The organism is Amylolactobacillus amylophilus DSM 20533 = JCM 1125, assembly GCF_001936335.1.
Taxonomy (GTDB): Bacteria; Bacillota; Bacilli; order Lactobacillales; family Lactobacillaceae; genus Amylolactobacillus; species Amylolactobacillus amylophilus.
The window spans coordinates 523,162-538,808 of record NZ_CP018888.1 but is presented as its reverse complement, the minus strand read 5'-3'; the positions used below and the strand labels follow the sequence as shown (position 1 = coordinate 538,808).

Genomic DNA, 15,647 nt, shown 5'->3' with positions numbered 1-15,647 from the left:
AAAATAATAAATAATTGCGTCAATTGGTCTAGATGTTTCAACTAGAACGGTTTGGGTCCCGTTCATTTCTTGCCGGTTGGCTTTTAGAATGGGGACAAGAATGCTTTCAATTGAGAATGAATTTTTACAGGTTGAAATTAATGAAGTTGGGGCCGAGATTACTCATATTATTCAAAAAAATGATAATTTTGATTTTATTTGGAATGGTACCGCCTGGAAACGGCATGCACCAATTCTGTTTCCAGCCATTGGTCGTTCAAATGAGGACCAATATGTATTAAACGAGAAAACGTATCCGATGACGCAACATGGCTTTGCGCGCGACTATGCATGGACGCCGGTTGATAAGGGCGATGACCACGTGACACTCACTTTGACGGATAATCCAGAAACATTAGTGAAGTTTCCGTTCCAATTCTCACTAAGCGTGACATATCAGTTGAGTGAGTCAAATTTGATTACGTCATACGAAGTCATTAATAATTCAACGGAGTTAATGCCGTTTGCATTGGGCTCACATCCTGGCTTCAACGTACCAATGAATGGTGACCAGTTGGCCTTCTCGGATTATCAAATCACAGTCTCACCTGAGGTACCACAATTACAGAAGTTTGAGATTGGACCAGCACCTTTTAGAACCGGTAAAGTAGTTGATTTGACTGCCGGACGCGGTTCTACACTGCCGCTCACGCATGAGACGTTTGATGACGGACTGATTATTATTGCTAATCAGGGATTGACGGCAATCAAGTTAAGCAGTCCACAGTCCGAACACAGCATTGAATTGACGCTTGAAGACTTCCCGTATGTCACACTTTGGACGATGGAGAACGCCGAGGAACCATTTCTGTGTATTGAGCCGTTTAATGGATTACCTGATGTCCACGGTGAGCCAACCGATTGGCTGACGAAGGAGGGTAATGTGACCCTCGAACCGGGCTCTAAGTACAACGGTTCTTATATGATGAAACTTCTTTAAAATTTAGTAGGCATTATTGACCACCTAACCTCCGAGTAAAGAGAGCTTTAGGTGGTTTTTAATATTATTTTTCTTAAGAAATGACAATAATTCTTCATTTTCGTTAGTTTCTTGCTATAATACCGTTAGACATGAGAAGAATGAGGAACGTTCATGAGCGAGAATGATAAATCAACGATGACGCGGGCTGAGTTACACAAGAATGATAATTTGGCCAGAGAACCGAAAAAACATCATTTTCTGAGAAACATATTGATTGTGTTGATTTTGCTGCTGATTGGCTTTGGTACATATGCGGGTTATACATACTTTAGAGCGAAAAACGCGGTTGATAAAACATATGATTCTAAGAATGCTGTTAATGTTGATCCTGGCTTTTTTGATGGTAAGAATCCCGTTTCGATTCTGTTACTAGGTACAGATACTGGTAAGTTCGGTCGGAGCGATGAGATTTCAAATACCGATACAATTATTGTTGCGACGATTGATGCTCAGAATAAACGCTCAGCGCTGTTCAGTGTACCCCGTGATACGATGGCTGAGATGATCGGCACTAGCAGTTTTAACGTGCAGAAGATTAATGCTGCCTACAGTATTGGTAAGGCCAAGATGGCGATGAACACCGTTAGCGCCCTTGTGAATGTACCATTGAAGTATTATGTCGAGGTTAATATGGCCGGGCTTGAGAAGATTGTCAACGCGGTTGACGGTGTGGACGTTCAGGTACCATTCACATTTTCCTACGGCGGCTACACGTTTACGAAGGGCCCAATGCATCTGAATGGTGCACAGGCATTGGCGTATGCTCGGATGCGTTATGATGACCCCGAGAATGATTATGGGCGTCAGAAGCGTCAACGTCAGGTGATTAAGTCTATTGTAAAAAACGCAATTTCATTGAACACGGTCAAGAACCTGGAGACCATCCTTGACTCCTTTGAGGATAATGTGCGTACTAATCTAACCTTTAACAACATGATAAGTATTATGCGTAACTATACTAGTGCAGCGGATAATATGAAGAGTGATTATCTGCATGGTACGCCCGCGTTTATCGGGGATGCATCATACCAGATTATGGCAACGACTGAACTTCAGCGAATCTCGGACTTGATCAGGGAGCAGATGGGCCTTGAGACTGAGACATTGGATAATAATGAGACTTACCAGAATGAGCAGAATACAACGTTTGATTGGCACAGCGGTGTTTATACACAACCATTCACAATCTATTCGAAGAGTAATCCTGGTGTGATTTGGGATGGCACAAATTAATGGGTGAATTGATGATAGTGAGAATAGTTTCATTACTGATAGGATATGCATTTGGTAATATCTTGTCAGCTTTTGTGGTGGCCAAGTTTTTCGGCCAGCCGGCACCGACCGAGTTTGGCTCGGGCAATCCGGGTACGGCGAATGTTGGTGCTGTTCTAGGCAAAAAGGCTGGGATATTGGTACTAATTGGTGACTTGTTTAAGACACTCGTGGCACTCGTACTCGTCCAATTTATTTTCACAGCAGACGCAGAACTAGCAATGCTATATGCTGGCCTTGGACTGACCTTAGGCCATGATTTTCCAATCTGGCAGAAATTTAAGGGTGGTAAAGGTGTGGCAGTTAGCGTCCTGTTCATGCTGATTTTTGATTGGCGGCTCGGTCTAATCGAGCTTTTGGTTGCATTGTTTGTCTTGGTAGTGTCACAGAATCTCACTGTACCGCCAATACTCGCGTTGCTCCTGATGACGGCGCAGTACATGATGCGTGGTGATACGGAGACAATGTATGTTTTCCTCGTGTTGACGTTAATCATGATTTGGCAGTTTCGGACTGATTTGAAAGACTTGGTTCAAGGCAATGCGAAGAAGGTCGACATCTTGAAGTCAACGAAACAGAGATTTAAAAACAAGTAGTGACATGCAAAGAGTTGTTGCAGGGAACACAATTAAACAAGTTGTTGCAGGGAACACAATTAAACAAGTTGTTGCAGGGAACACAATTAAACAAGTAGTGACATGCAACGGGACTAGTTTCCTAATCTCAACACACAAAAACAAGAGTTAGTAAGTCCGTCGGACTACTAACTCTTGTTTTTTGCTATTTCTTCTCTTTGATGATATAAACCGGTCGATTCTTCACCTCAATGAAAATTTTGCCAATATATTTACCAATGATTCCGAGTGAGAGTAAAATAACTCCGCTAACCAGTAAGAAGATAGAGACCATTGATGGCCAACCTGCAGTGGGGTCACCATACAACAGAGTCCGAATGACAATTATAAATATTGCAACCAAAGATCCAATTGATGTTGCAAGACCGACCCATACTGCAATTGAGAGGGGTGCTTCTGAGAAGGAAATAATTCCATCGATCGAATACTGGAGTAATTTCCAGAAGGACCAACTGGTTTCACCGGCTACGCGGTCACGGTTCTCATATTCTAGGTACTTGGTTTTGTAACCAACCCAAGAAAAAATACCTTTCGAGAAACGATTATACTCAGTCACAGTGAGGATGGAGTTGACAACTTGCCTTGTCATAATCCGGAAATCACGCGCGCCATCAACAATCTCGGTTTCGGATATTTTGTTGATTAGTTTGTAGAACATTCTGGCAAAAAATGAACGAATCTTTGGTTCGCCAGCACGAGTAACCCGGCGTGAACCGACAACATCATAGTTGTTGTTTTCAATTTCTGCGAGCATTTTCGGAATCAATTCTGGTGGATCTTGTAGGTCAACATCCATAATTCCTACATAGTCACCAGTCACGTTCTGTAACCCTGCATACATCGCAGCCTCTTTACCGAAGTTGCGTGAAAAGGTCAGATAATGAACGTGGTCTGGGTCTAATTTCTGAACCTTGCGTATCGAATTAAGGGTGTCGTCACTTGAGCCATCATCAACATAGAGCAGTTCTATTTCGTAGTCTATGTTGGAAAAAACCTTACTGATGGCGGTGTAAAATAGCGGCACGCTTTCTTGTTCATTATAGCAGGGAACTATTATTGAAACTTTTTGTGTCATTAAAATATTTCCTCCACGTTAATAAATTAAGTTTATCATAATCGGCTGTTATGTTTACACAAGGTTTTTGACACACCTTTTAAATTACTTAAATATAAATTTGTCTTTAGTTTAGTAGCTTAAGTGTAGTATGATTTGTTTATAATGGTGGAGAAGAAGATATTTATGAATAAACTGACAATTGTTATACCTGCCTTCAATGAACAGGAAGTTCTGAAGACAACTTTGGTCACACTTCTTCAAATTGAAGATGACTTAATCAGCGAAAGTAAAATAGCAGAAGATTCAAATATTTTAGTCGTTGATGATGGATCTAAAGATAATACTTGGGAAATACTAAGAGAGTTAAATTCTGAAAATTACCGTTTTACTGGAATTAAATTCAGCAGAAATTTTGGCCACCAAGATGCTTTAGTGGCTGGAATGAGTGAAGCAATTGAAACGTCCGATATGATTGTAACCATCGATGCAGATTTACAAGACAACCCTAATGTCATCAAAATAATGGTTGATCGATTTAACGAAGGTAACGAAGTTGTCTATGGTGTCCGAAATAATCGTGAGCAAGACACGTGGTTTAAGAGAACTACCGCCCAGGGATACTATCGTATATTGAATATTCTTGGTGTTAAGGTCGTACCTAATCATGCAGATTTTAGACTAATGAGTAAGAGGGCTGTGGAGACACTACTTGAATATAAAGAAAGAAATTTGTTTTTACGTGGAATAATTCCAATGCTTGGATATAAAAGTGTAAAAGTTTACTACAAAAGAACACCAAGACTTGCTGGTGAATCAAAATATCCTTTGAAAAAAATGCTTGCCTTTGCTTGGGATGGTATTACATCGTTAACAATTGCTCCCGTGAGAGCGATCCTAATTTTGGGTATTCTGTTTAGTTTGTTTGGCATGATTGCATTTGTTTATTCTGTGATCGTCAAATTGATTGGTAAAGCAAATGAAGGATGGTCTTCATTAATGATTTCAATTTGGATTATCGGGGGCTTTCAGATGATTAGCTTAGGTGTAATCGGCGAATATATTGGTAAAGTTACAACTGAAGTGAAACACCGACCTAGATATACCATTGAAGAGAGAATTGGCAAATAATATAGCTAAAGGTGCGGTTGTCAATAATTCAGAGTTACTTGCTAAAAATTTCTTTTGTTGTTAGAATCACTTTAGCGAGATTTAGTTACAATTGAGTAGCGGCATAATTCAGTGGTCAGAGAACTAGTGGTTAGTGGGAACTAGGCAGATTGTGTCAGCGAAATACGATTATTTCTCGACGGGGGAAACCTCGATAACAATGTAGAGGGAGCTTTGCTCCGAATTTGGGTGGTACCACGACTTAGATATTAATTCGTCCCTAGTAGTTTTTTGCTACTAGGGATTTTTTGATGGAGGAAAAACATGGCAAAATTTGATATTATCAGCGATTTAGAATGGCGTGGAGCAATCAATCAGCAGACCGACGAGGAGGGGCTCCGTAAGTTGGTGGCACGAAAGGAAATTTCGCTCTACTGTGGCGTCGATCCCACGGGAGATTCCTTGCACATTGGTCACTTGATCCCATTCATGATTCTTAAAAGATTCCAAGAGGCCGGGCATCACCCGGTTATCGTTATCGGTGGTGGGACAGGCTCCATTGGTGATCCTTCCGGCAAAAACTCCGAGCGGGTGCTCCAGTCGATGGAGCAAGTACATCATAACGAGGTCGCTCTAACCAAGATGATGGAGCAACTTTTCGGCACAGAGAATTTCACAATAGTGAACAACTACGAATGGTTGTCCCAGATTTCCTTACTAGAATTCTTGCGTGATTATGGTAAATTATTCAATCTGAAAACCATGCTGAATAAGGAGGTTGTGGCCAGCCGGTTGGAAGTGGGTATTTCCTACACTGAATTCACGTATCAAATCCTCCAGTCGATTGATTTCTATGAGTTGAATAAGAATTATGGTGTCCAACTTCAGATTGGTGGAGCAGATCAATGGGGCAATATTACCGCGGGAACAGACTTGATTCATAAGCTGGGCGGCGCTGAGCAAGAGGCTTACGGTCTCACTATTCCGTTGATGTTGAAGTCCGATGGTACGAAGTTTGGTAAGACCGCTGGCGGTGCTGTTTGGCTTGACCCGGAGAAAACCACGCCGTACGAATTTTACCAATTTTGGATTAATCAAGACGACCGCGATGTAATCAAATACCTGAAGTACTTTACCTTCCTCAGTCATGAAGAAATTGATGCCCTCGAGGAGCAGGTGAAGACAGCGCCTGAGCAGCGTGCTGCCCAGATTAAACTGGCTGAAGAAGTTACTCGTTTTGTCCACGGTGAAGAGGCACTGCAACAGGCGAAGCACATCACACATGCGCTCTTCACGGGTGAGCTGAAGAATCTTACTTCAGCTGAGATTGAACAGGGCTTTAAGAACATGCCAAGTGCCACAATGACGCACGAACCAGTTAATATTGTTGAGTTCTTGGTCGATGTAACCAAAATTGAGCCGTCAAGGAGACAGGCCAGAGAAGATGTCCAGAATGGGGCAATCTATCTGAACGGTGAGAGACAAACTGACTTAGAATTTATCGTGGATCCAAGCGCCGCATTTGACGGAAAGTTCGTAATTGTTCGTAAGGGCAAGAAGAAATATACACTTGTGACGGTGGAGGAATAAATTCTTTTTTGTAACACCACCGTAAAATAGAACGCTTGCAATTTTATTAGTGTGACAGCAATTGACCTAAACCCTGTTGTAAGGGGATTCATATTGGTACGAACCTTAACTTGCCTGTAATTGCGCTGTAATGTAACTAAGTTATACTTAGTCTCGTTCGAAAAATAAGTTAACGAGGAAGATATTTTGAAATCCATTAAAAAAATTACTTTTACAGCAGTAGCTGCGCTCGCTTTAGCTGGCGTTGGCACCACGGGGTTAACTAGTTTCGCGGGGGTTACTAGTAACACAGTTGAAGCAACACCCAACACATCATTACAAACAAAATTAAACGAATTAAATCAAAAAGTAGCTAAGTTAAATAATCAAGTTTCAATGAAACAGGTTGAGATAAGTAAAATCAACACCAAGATTGAAAAGTCTAAGGCTGAAATAGCTAAGACTAAGTCAGAAATTAAAGCTGCTAAGAAGGAACTTGATGAGCGTAAAGAAGTTTTACGTGACCAAGTTGTTGAATTACAGAAAGAATCAAACAAGAGTGTTTCGGGCAATATCTATATTGACTATTTATTAAGCTCAGATAATTTCTCTGATTTGATTGGCCGTTCAATGGCTGTTGGTAAGATTAGCTCAGCTAATAAGGCTGCAATCGATGACGTAAACGAAGCAAAATCTAAGTTAAACGCTTTGGCGGAAAGTCAAGAAGCTGAACAAGCTAAGATTGTTGCTGCAAAGGCGAAAGCTGATTCAGAAATGACATCTCTGAAAGCTGCCAAAACTAAGGCAAAAGAAAGTCAAACTAAGTTACAACAAGAAATGTGGGACAACAGAAAAGAACTTGAGGCAAGGCAAAAGGCAGATTCTGCCAAGACACAGCAATTAGTGAAGACTGCTTGGAATGCGACAACAACGCAGGCTGCTAAGAGCTTTAAGGGTTCATCAAGCTTAATTCAAAATGCAGCACAATTTATCGGTGTTCCTTATGTTTCGGGTGGTCGAACACCTGCTGGCTTTGACTGTTCTGGTCTAGTTCAGTACGCGGCTAATATGGCTGGTATTTCATTGCCACGTGTATCACAAGATCAAAGTAATGTTGGTTCATATGTCAGCGTTTCACAGTTGCAAGCTGGTGATCTCGTATTCTGGGGTGGCGTTGGTAGTGCATATCACGTAGGTATTTACATTGGTGGTGGCCAATATATTCATGCACCACGACCAGGCCAAAACGTTAAAGTTGGTAGCGTGCAATACTTCACACCAAGCTTTGGTCGTCGTCTCTAAAATAAAATCAATCCAAAGTAAAAGAGCATTCCAGCTGGAATGCTCTTTTTATGTTATGTGGAATTTTTAATCAGTTCTTTAGGTATTCACTAGTACTCGAAAGCTAAGCGTGCTGTGGCACTACCTATTAACTGTGTTTCCCAGCACAACTTTCTCCGTCTAGTTCTTCAGCTTGTCACCACTTTGTGGTGAGCACCTGAATTCACTAGTGCTCGAAAGCTAAGCGTGTTATGGCACTACCTGTTCCATAGCTGTCTCATCTGATCAAGGATATCAATCACATCCCTGGTATAGAAGAGTGATTCGTTTGTAGTCTCTTTCCTAATAATCTTGTTCATATTCGCAATTTCGTAGTTCATCGCCTCAGCCGACTCGCCTGATTCGATTGTCTCCACGGAGCCATCATTGTAGTAAATTTTAGCAACATCTGACCGTGGATAACCGTCGACTGTAATGTAGCCATTTTCAAAAGCAACGATGCCAAGTTTCGGCATCTTGGCCTGGAAGGTGAGCGTAACGGCGGCCATCTCTGAATTCTTATTCTGGAGAATTGTAACAGATTGCTCATCAACCCCAGTTGAGAATGGTTGCATAGTGGATGCAACAACCTGCGGCTGTGCGGTCATGAACCAACGTGCAAAGGATACAGCATACGTCCCGATATCCAGTAGAGCGCCTCCTGCTAGTGCTGGATTAAAGAAGCGGTTTTCCGGATTAGGTTCCTTGTAGCTGCCAAAAGGCGCCTGGATCATCTTGAGTTTACCTAATTTGCCAGAAGCGATGATTGAATGTAATTCACGGTAGAGTGGCATATTGAAGATTGTCATGGCCTCTGTTAATACAAGTTGCTTCTTTTCGGCGAGTTCTATAGCTTCTTGCAACTCCTGACTATCAATCGTGATTGCCTTTTCTGACATGACATGCTTGCCCGCATGCAGAGCTTTCAGGATGTACTCAATATGTTGCTTGTTTGGTACGGCAATATAGACGACATCGAGTGCCGGGTCCGCTAACATTTCATCATAGTCACCATATGCTTTCTCGATCCCGTATTTAGTTGCAAATTCTTCAGCCTTGGTCGTTGTTCTAGATGCTACAGCGCAGAGTTTGCTATCGGGCTGGTTGAAGCTTGCGGCAAAGTCGTGCGCAATGGCTCCTAATCCAACGATCCCCCAATTTAAGTTCTTCGTCATCTTGGTTCTCCTTTTGTTTGATTGTTATCCAAGTTCATTTTACCACTTGCTAACTAAAAAAAATTCCACCATGCGGTGAATTTACCACAGTTGGAATTATTACTTAGATGAACCTATTTCACGAAAATATAGCGTGCCGATTTGAGGCTAATCTGAATTTTACGGTTACCAGCTTGAACTTCGACTGGACCGTCAAATGGTTGGTGGCGCAGCACGGTGAGCTCTTCACCGATATTTAGTCCTAGCTCACCAAAATACATGAGGAATTCGTGATTGTCCATCACGCGCACAATACTGACCGTTTGATCGTTCGGTACATCTGCCAAAATCATTACGTCGCTTTCGACTTCTTCAACAGAATTCCCAGGTACGATACCACCGTGTGGGCAACGTGCAGGCTTCTCAAGGAAGACGTTAAGCCGATCGGCTAGTTTCGAATCGGTGGAGTGCTCCAGCGTGTCTGCTGCCCGGTGAACCTCCTCAATGCCATAGCCAAGCTTTTGGTAGAGGAAAATCTCCCACAGGCGATGTTTGCGCACCATCTCGGTTGCCAGTAGTCGGCCTTCCTTGGTCAGTGATATCTCATTATATGGCGTGTGGGTCACGAGGCCTGATTTGGTCAGGTTAGCCATCATTTCGGTCACGGACGGTGCACTCACCTGGAGTATATCCGCGATATTCTTGTTTGTAATCTTCTGCCTGTCGTAACTGAGTTCAAAAATCGTTTTTAAATAATTTTCTTTATTTGATGAGAGTGTCATTTTGCTACCGCCTTTGCCCTATTATAACAAATCATTCTACTTCTAGAAATTAATTAACGCACCAACGATTGTCGTTACCGCAAGGGCCACAGTAAAGATGGTTGCGTTTTGAATCGAAGTGGGGAAGGTTGTCTTTTTGTCTTGTTTGTTGGCAAAAAGTTTGACGTTTGGATAAATTTTCAACAAGGTAAAGAATGTTAATAAACTAGTGATTGGCAAGAATTTTAAGATCACTGCGACAATTAGTGCCAGGTAGGGGCTCAAGGCGAGAAATTCATATGTGAGTACTGCAAGCTTTTTACCAGCCATAATGGGAAAAGTCAGGCGGTGATTCTTGATATCAGTCTCCATGTCAGACAGATTATTGGCGAGCATCACGTTGCCAATGTAGCAGGCGATAGGGTACGTGGCCACCGCAAATGCAGCAACGGCGATCAGGGAACCGCTAAACGTAAAGTTCCAATGCTGATCAATTTCTAGACTCAGTAATGCTGCGTCATTTAGGTTGACGTAGGCAAAGATAAAGGGAATACCGAATCCCATGGTCACCCCAGAAAATACTTCGCCTAAAGGAAGGCGAGACAGTGGTAGCGGACCGAACGTGTAGAAGATACCGATGATGAAGCACAGCCCGCCAAGCGCTAGTAACAGTAAGTTTGTCTGTGTGACAAGGTAGATGCCGATGGCACTGGCAATGACGAGCCCCACGATGATATAGGTGGCAGCAGTCGCAACAGAGATATGCTCACGGCCGAGAAGATTAATGTTGTCACGGTAGTTTTGATCCTTTGCCTTGACGAAATCCATGGTATTGTTAATCTCTGTTGTCACGATATCGAACGTGAACATAGCGATGAAGAAGAGTACGGTATTCACCCAATTTAGGTTACCAAAGTAGTAGAAAGTGAACGAGAGTCCGACAATAAACGCAAGCACAGAGAGCGTTTTGGTACGAATCTCGATAAATTCCAGAAAATTCTTTAATGACATGTTGTAAACCTCCAATACACAATGATAATGCAAATGTTACAAAATTAACACATAAGATTGTATACAATCTAATTCTAATATGTTAAACTTTATTTGTAAGCGTTTTTAGAAAAAACAATGGAGGTTTTTACAAACATGACAAGTTATGATGCAATGAAGAAGATTTCGGTTAAGACAGCAATTAACGAGGGCGGCCGTGAGGGTGTTTCCTACACCCCAAACAAGTCTTTTGAAGTGAAGACTTCAATGACAGAAACACCAGACACAGTTACACCAGAACTACTTTTTGCGGCTGGATTTTCTGCCTGCTTTAACGGTGCAATGAGCTTCCCACTAGAAGCCGATGGCAAGGGGGACTTGCCACGTAAGTTACGGGCTGAGGTTAGCCTCTACAATGGTGTTGGCACAGACTTTAAGTTACGCGTAACTCTAATTGGTCACATCGAGGGACTCAGTAAGGATGAGACACTGTCTTACATGAAGAAGGGTGAACAAATTTGCCCATACTCAAAGGCAACAGCTGGCAACATCGAAGTTGTGTTAGAAGCTGAGTAAATTCACCACCTGATAATTAGCTAAAAACGAGATTAACACAAGCGGCATTGAGCCGGGGAAAACTTTGTGATAATCTCGTTTTTTATTGTTATTTGGTGATTGATTGTGGTTTGAAATGGGTCTGCAAGTAGTATTGAACGTACAGGAACTGGTTGATTCGCCGCTTGAGATCGGCCGGGACATCTGGTGTATAACTTTGCTTATACCAAAAGATGTCATTGAGACCGAAAATAGGTAGCTTGGCTTGTTGATCTAGTAGTAACTGCATGTACTGATTACCTTGCCAGCCTGCGTGTCTAAAGATTTCTGGCAGAATGTACATTGGTGAGATATTGGGCCCCGCGCCTGAAAGGTCAGTCTTCATTAACTTCTTTGCGCTAGCATTAGCCCACATTACATATGGTGTATCGAAATAGTTTCTGTAGCCGGCCACACTTCCTTGGTCAAGGTCAATGCCCAGCATCTGGTACGTGCTATTATTTGCACCACCCCATGGCTTGTGATCACCGTAGAAGGCGAGGATGACGGGTGCATCTTCACCTTTCAGCTTATTAATGAGGTTCAGGAGTGCCTCGTTTGTCTGACGGATACCGGTGAGGTAGTTATTGATAATTGCGTAGTCTTCTTTGTTATAACCATCCTGCCACTTCACTAGTGGTGTACCCGTATATGTCGTCTTATATGGGCCGTGGTTCTGGTATGTAACGGTCTGGTTGAAGAGGAACTTACCATTATTGGTTGCCTGCTTAAATTGCTGATAGAGGTCGTTAAAGACTAATTTGTCAGGCACGACAGGTTCGTTTGAGACATTCTTATTGTAATAATTCTCCTTATAATAGAATTTGTCAAAACCGAGATATTTTTTAGTATTTTGCCGATTATAGAACCAGCCATAGCCGGGGTGGAGAGCAAGTGTCGCGTAGTTCTGTTCCTTGAAATAGTGCACGAAAGAGTTCTGGTTGTGCGTGAGTGGGGGCAGTGTACTGTATCCCGTTAGAAGTTTACGTTCAGTATCTACCGTACCGCCACCGAAAATCGTTGTTGTGAGATCACCCGTTAGTGACTGTGCCTGGATTTCACGCAGGGGGGCATAAACTGACGGATCGATGTCAATTTGGTTGTATCGGTCAAAGTCAGCGTAGGCCTCTAATTGGATTGTTAAGATATTGATTTTTTTCTTAGCGGGAATAGCTTTATAAGTGTATTGTGCTAATGTCTTCTCGGCCTTCTGCTTAGCATATCCTTTGGGCTCTTTAATTTGGTCTTCGCCAATTGAATGCAGGAATGAGTAAATTGGCCCGGCCGTCATATAGCGATTGGTACCGTTCCATATGTTGCCGTATTTAACGTCTGATGCGGCCGTATAGCGCTCATTATCCTGGTAGAACTTGTTGAAGGCCACGATGAAAAGTAAGACACTGAGTACTAGTCCGGCGGTGCGTAACCAGGGACTGAGCGCCGTTCTTTTGACCAGTAATCCAATCAATACACTGAAAAGTACGAACGCAACAATTAGGAGAATAACTTTGTAGGGTGGCATGTAGCTGTAACGGGTGCCCATATTCTGCGCTTCACCTGCTAGAGCAATGTCGCTGTATTTAAAGGGAAAATTACGGTATTTAAGCATGAAGAGATTGACCAGACCGATAATGAGGTATGGTAACGCCCCTAGCAGACTGGCGACAGTGAGCGATCTAAAAAGCAGATAGCAAAAAATCATGGTGATAAAGACCGGGAACATATTAGCAAGGAAAGGCCGCGGGTGGAATAAGATTGCGGTGACCATCTGAAAGTTGTACTGATCCCCGGCAATGGTAGTGATCACAAAGGTAGCAAATGTAGCCAGGTAAATTAGAATAAGGCCATCCCGCACATTGAGTGCGAATGTATGCCACCAGAAATGGCTGTAGGTGGGATAAATTTTACCAGCATGATAGATTTGAATCGGTGCTTTAAACTGCTTTTTCACCCGCTGGATAAAACTCCGCTGAAAGGAAGGGGTAACCAGGATTCGACTAGCATCTGTTAATGGTGTCACAAGTGGCATATATGGTTCACCAGAGAGCCCCTTGACATCAATGTCGATTCCATAGAACTGTTGTACTTGCCCATCCAGTAAGATTTGTAATAGGAAGTTCGGGAGGGGTGCAATGATGGTCTCTGGAAGCATGAATTGCGTGCTGTGTTTTAGTTTAAGCGGCTTAATGTGTGTAGCCCAGTCAGCTTCTGACCAGTCACTCTGTTTGAGAAATTGCCAGAGCTGAGTGAGGTAGCGTTGCTCCCGCCAGATATGCAGTTTGAAGAGACAAAAATAGAAAGCCGTCGTTACCAGAAGCCACCATTTGGTTGGGTGGTACTTAATGTATTGCCAGAGTATGTGTAATGTGAGGTTTTTGTGGCTGAGAACTTTAATATCTTGAATCATGGAACTCCTTATTTTTGTTGGATTTAGCCGTTGCAAACAGCTACTTATTTAACCATTATTGTAGCACGAAAATATCTGGACAAATTGTTTATTGATAATAGTTGACGATTATCTAGGTAATTAGTAAGATTGTTGGAGGATTTATGCCACTTTAGCTCAGCAGGTAGAGCATCACCATGGTAAGGTGGGGGTCGCCAGTTCAAATCTGGCAAGTGGCTTAATGAGGTTTTTGTTAATCGGGCAGAAGTCGAGTAAAGAATCTAGAAAGTTGATAAGTTTTACGAGATATTGAACGTAGTCCATATGAAGGTTTGGGGGAACCCGAGCCATTAAAATACGGCTTGGCCGGAAAATGGTCTCGAAGAGTTAGTGATGAACATCGGTTAGTTTACTCTATCGAAAGTGAGATTATTTACATCTATTCCGTCAAGGATCACTACTAGGAGTGGCTTTATTCGAAAGCGCTAGGAGTAATATCCCATTCTTGATACTTATTTTTAAAGGCAACAACTGGAACTAGGTTATCAGACCTAGTTCTTTTTTGCTTTAAGTTGGTGAATGCTATGGTTTGCATTATAATTAAATATAGACAAGGAAAATATTCATGAAACCAGCTACTTTCTCCATTAGAGCGTCCCTTGGACGTTTTGTCAAAAATATGTTCATGCTTGATGGTAGAACTGCAAGACGAGATTATTGGTGGCCGCAGGGACTCGTTTTAGTGTGCATGAGTATTTTAATTAGCTTAATCTACAGCCAATACACAGGAAAGTTGGCTGACGCAACTGATTTTATGCGGATTGTCATTTTTGCACGCTTGATTGGCTATAGCGCCTTAATTCAGGCTCTCGCCAAAATAATTAGTCTGGGCTTACAGGTTAGAAGGTTGCATGACATGGATAAATCGGCATGGTATCTGTTACTACACTTTATTCCATTGATTGGCTGGATAATAATACTAATTTTGTCAATGTATCCGAGTGAATATCATCAGAATGTTTACGGTGAAGAGACGGATACAACAAATGTTGGTGATGAACGGGAGTTTTCACCGTCACGAGAAGGAGCGAAATAAGTTGGATCAAATTGAAAAAACACAAGTTCAGCAGGTAGCAATGCTCGTTAGACGTAAGATGGAATCCGATCAATCTGGTCATGATTACGAACACGTCCGGCGAGTAGTCCGTAATGCACAGTACTTACTGGACAAAGAGAAGAAGGCGGATGATTTCAAGGTTTTACTTGCTTGCTATCTCCATGATTTTTACGATGAAAAGTTGGTACAGGACGTTACGGCAGAGAAAGCTAATCTGCGCCACATACTTGTGCAACAATTTGAGATTAGCTCAGATACGATCAACGATATTTTTCAAATAATTGATCAGATGTCCTTCGCGCATAATCTGGCTGAGACCCATAAATTATCGCTTGAAGGGCAAATAGTTCAGGATGCAGATCGGCTAGATGCCATTGGGGCAATTGGGGTCTTTCGTGCAATTAGGTACGGTGTCGTACATGGCATTGCTGATTATGACAGCACTCTAGAACCGCGGGAAGAGCTTACGCAGGATAACTACCGTGAAGATACAACCATCATTAATCATTTCTATGAGAAATTATTTAAGCTTGAAAAGCTAATGAATACGAAGGCAGCGAAGAGGATTGCACGTAGCCGAACCAAATTAATGCAAGAATTCGTGAGTGAGTACGAAGCAGAATATCGTGGAGAGAAATAGAAAAAGTCTGTGCTGAATAATGAG

The 15,647-nt window shown here is 42.2% G+C and carries 14 protein-coding genes, 1 tRNA gene and 1 pseudogene; 11 read left to right on the top strand and 5 right to left on the bottom strand.

Annotation, left to right across the window (positions count from 1 at the left end; translation table 11 throughout):
• Positions 1-100: 100 nt before the first annotated feature.
• The 3 genes from LA20533_RS02965 (at position 101) to LA20533_RS02955 (ending at position 2,889) form a co-directional block, all read left to right on the top strand.
• Complete coding sequence (locus LA20533_RS02965; protein WP_056946760.1) at positions 101-979, top strand: aldose 1-epimerase family protein; 879 nt, start codon at positions 101-103, stop codon at positions 977-979.
• 153 nt (positions 980-1,132) lie between these two features.
• The gene (locus LA20533_RS02960) at positions 1,133-2,254 is read left to right on the top strand and encodes an LCP family protein (protein WP_056946756.1); all 1,122 of its coding nucleotides are present in this window, start codon (positions 1,133-1,135) and stop codon (positions 2,252-2,254) included.
• Between the two features lie 14 nt (positions 2,255-2,268).
• Positions 2,269-2,889, top strand: a complete 621-nt coding sequence (locus LA20533_RS02955; RefSeq protein ID WP_054746281.1) for a glycerol-3-phosphate acyltransferase — start codon at positions 2,269-2,271, stop codon at positions 2,887-2,889.
• A 184-nt stretch (positions 2,890-3,073) separates the two neighbouring features.
• Here the strand turns inward: LA20533_RS02955 and LA20533_RS02950 are convergent, their stop codons facing one another.
• Positions 3,074-4,003, bottom strand: coding sequence for a glycosyltransferase family 2 protein (locus tag LA20533_RS02950; protein WP_056946753.1), 930 nt, complete (start codon positions 4,001-4,003; stop codon positions 3,074-3,076).
• A 165-nt stretch (positions 4,004-4,168) separates the two neighbouring features.
• On the opposite strand from LA20533_RS02950, the gene LA20533_RS02945 reads away from it, so the two are divergent.
• From LA20533_RS02945 to LA20533_RS02935, 3 genes are all read left to right on the top strand, one after another.
• Entirely contained in the window at positions 4,169-5,113 is a 945-nt protein-coding gene (locus LA20533_RS02945; RefSeq protein ID WP_056946750.1) for a glycosyltransferase family 2 protein, read from the top strand.
• Positions 5,114-5,416: 303 nt separating this feature from the next.
• The gene (tyrS, locus tag LA20533_RS02940) at positions 5,417-6,682 is read left to right on the top strand and encodes a tyrosine--tRNA ligase (RefSeq protein WP_054746269.1); all 1,266 of its coding nucleotides are present in this window, start codon (positions 5,417-5,419) and stop codon (positions 6,680-6,682) included.
• Positions 6,683-6,868: 186 nt separating this feature from the next.
• On the top strand, positions 6,869-7,963 hold the full coding sequence (locus tag LA20533_RS02935; RefSeq protein ID WP_056946747.1) for a C40 family peptidase: 1,095 nt from the start codon (positions 6,869-6,871) through the stop codon (positions 7,961-7,963).
• Between the two features lie 236 nt (positions 7,964-8,199).
• Here LA20533_RS02935 and LA20533_RS02930 read toward each other — a convergent pair whose 3' ends face one another.
• The 3 genes from LA20533_RS02930 to LA20533_RS02920 all read right to left on the bottom strand — a co-directional run bounded on the left by LA20533_RS02930 (position 8,200) and on the right by LA20533_RS02920 (position 10,907).
• The gene (locus tag LA20533_RS02930; protein ID WP_054746267.1) at positions 8,200-9,156 is read right to left on the bottom strand and encodes a Gfo/Idh/MocA family protein; all 957 of its coding nucleotides are present in this window, start codon (positions 9,154-9,156) and stop codon (positions 8,200-8,202) included.
• Positions 9,157-9,269: 113 nt separating this feature from the next.
• Positions 9,270-9,917: a metal-dependent transcriptional regulator gene (locus tag LA20533_RS02925; RefSeq protein ID WP_054746266.1), complete on the bottom strand. Its 648-nt coding sequence runs from the start codon at positions 9,915-9,917 to the stop codon at positions 9,270-9,272.
• Positions 9,918-9,959: 42 nt separating this feature from the next.
• Positions 9,960-10,907, bottom strand: a complete 948-nt coding sequence (locus LA20533_RS02920) for a UbiA family prenyltransferase (protein ID WP_054746265.1) — start codon at positions 10,905-10,907, stop codon at positions 9,960-9,962.
• Between the two features lie 135 nt (positions 10,908-11,042).
• On the opposite strand from LA20533_RS02920, the gene LA20533_RS02915 reads away from it, so the two are divergent.
• On the top strand, positions 11,043-11,462 hold the full coding sequence (locus LA20533_RS02915; protein WP_236693771.1) for an Ohr family peroxiredoxin: 420 nt from the start codon (positions 11,043-11,045) through the stop codon (positions 11,460-11,462).
• 88 nt (positions 11,463-11,550) lie between these two features.
• Here the strand turns inward: LA20533_RS02915 and LA20533_RS02910 are convergent, their stop codons facing one another.
• Positions 11,551-13,887, bottom strand: a complete 2,337-nt coding sequence (locus LA20533_RS02910; RefSeq protein WP_056946744.1) for an LTA synthase family protein — start codon at positions 13,885-13,887, stop codon at positions 11,551-11,553.
• A 145-nt stretch (positions 13,888-14,032) separates the two neighbouring features.
• Here LA20533_RS02910 and LA20533_RS02905 point away from each other — a divergent pair.
• From LA20533_RS02905 to LA20533_RS02890, 4 genes and pseudogenes are all read left to right on the top strand, one after another.
• A tRNA-Thr gene (locus LA20533_RS02905) sits at positions 14,033-14,105 on the top strand.
• 57 nt (positions 14,106-14,162) lie between these two features.
• Positions 14,163-14,330: pseudogene (locus tag LA20533_RS02900) on the top strand (Txe/YoeB family addiction module toxin); the annotation flags it as partial.
• 161 nt (positions 14,331-14,491) lie between these two features.
• Complete coding sequence (locus tag LA20533_RS02895; protein WP_054746261.1) at positions 14,492-14,962, top strand: DUF805 domain-containing protein; 471 nt, start codon at positions 14,492-14,494, stop codon at positions 14,960-14,962.
• 1 nt (position 14,963) lies between these two features.
• A complete protein-coding gene (locus LA20533_RS02890; protein ID WP_056946741.1) occupies positions 14,964-15,623 on the top strand; it encodes an HD domain-containing protein in 660 nt (219 codons plus the stop codon).
• Positions 15,624-15,647 lie beyond the last annotated feature (24 nt).

What these genes read in the sequence shown, in the direction of transcription:
- LA20533_RS02965 (WP_056946760.1), top strand. Translation starts at nt 101, where the DNA reads ATGCTTTCAATTGAGAATGAATTTTTACAGGTTGAAATTAATGAAGTT.
- LA20533_RS02960 (WP_056946756.1), top strand. Translation starts at nt 1,133, where the DNA reads ATGAGCGAGAATGATAAATCAACGATGACGCGGGCTGAGTTACACAAG.
- LA20533_RS02950 (WP_056946753.1), bottom strand. Translation starts at nt 4,003, where the DNA reads ATGACACAAAAAGTTTCAATAATAGTTCCCTGCTATAATGAACAAGAA.
- LA20533_RS02945 (WP_056946750.1), top strand. Translation starts at nt 4,169, where the DNA reads ATGAATAAACTGACAATTGTTATACCTGCCTTCAATGAACAGGAAGTT.
- tyrS (WP_054746269.1), top strand. Translation starts at nt 5,417, where the DNA reads ATGGCAAAATTTGATATTATCAGCGATTTAGAATGGCGTGGAGCAATC.
- LA20533_RS02930 (WP_054746267.1), bottom strand. Translation starts at nt 9,156, where the DNA reads ATGACGAAGAACTTAAATTGGGGGATCGTTGGATTAGGAGCCATTGCG.
- LA20533_RS02925 (WP_054746266.1), bottom strand. Translation starts at nt 9,917, where the DNA reads ATGACACTCTCATCAAATAAAGAAAATTATTTAAAAACGATTTTTGAA.
- LA20533_RS02920 (WP_054746265.1), bottom strand. Translation starts at nt 10,907, where the DNA reads ATGTCATTAAAGAATTTTCTGGAATTTATCGAGATTCGTACCAAAACG.
- LA20533_RS02915 (WP_236693771.1), top strand. Translation starts at nt 11,043, where the DNA reads ATGACAAGTTATGATGCAATGAAGAAGATTTCGGTTAAGACAGCAATT.
- LA20533_RS02910 (WP_056946744.1), bottom strand. Translation starts at nt 13,887, where the DNA reads ATGATTCAAGATATTAAAGTTCTCAGCCACAAAAACCTCACATTACAC.
- LA20533_RS02895 (WP_054746261.1), top strand. Translation starts at nt 14,492, where the DNA reads ATGAAACCAGCTACTTTCTCCATTAGAGCGTCCCTTGGACGTTTTGTC.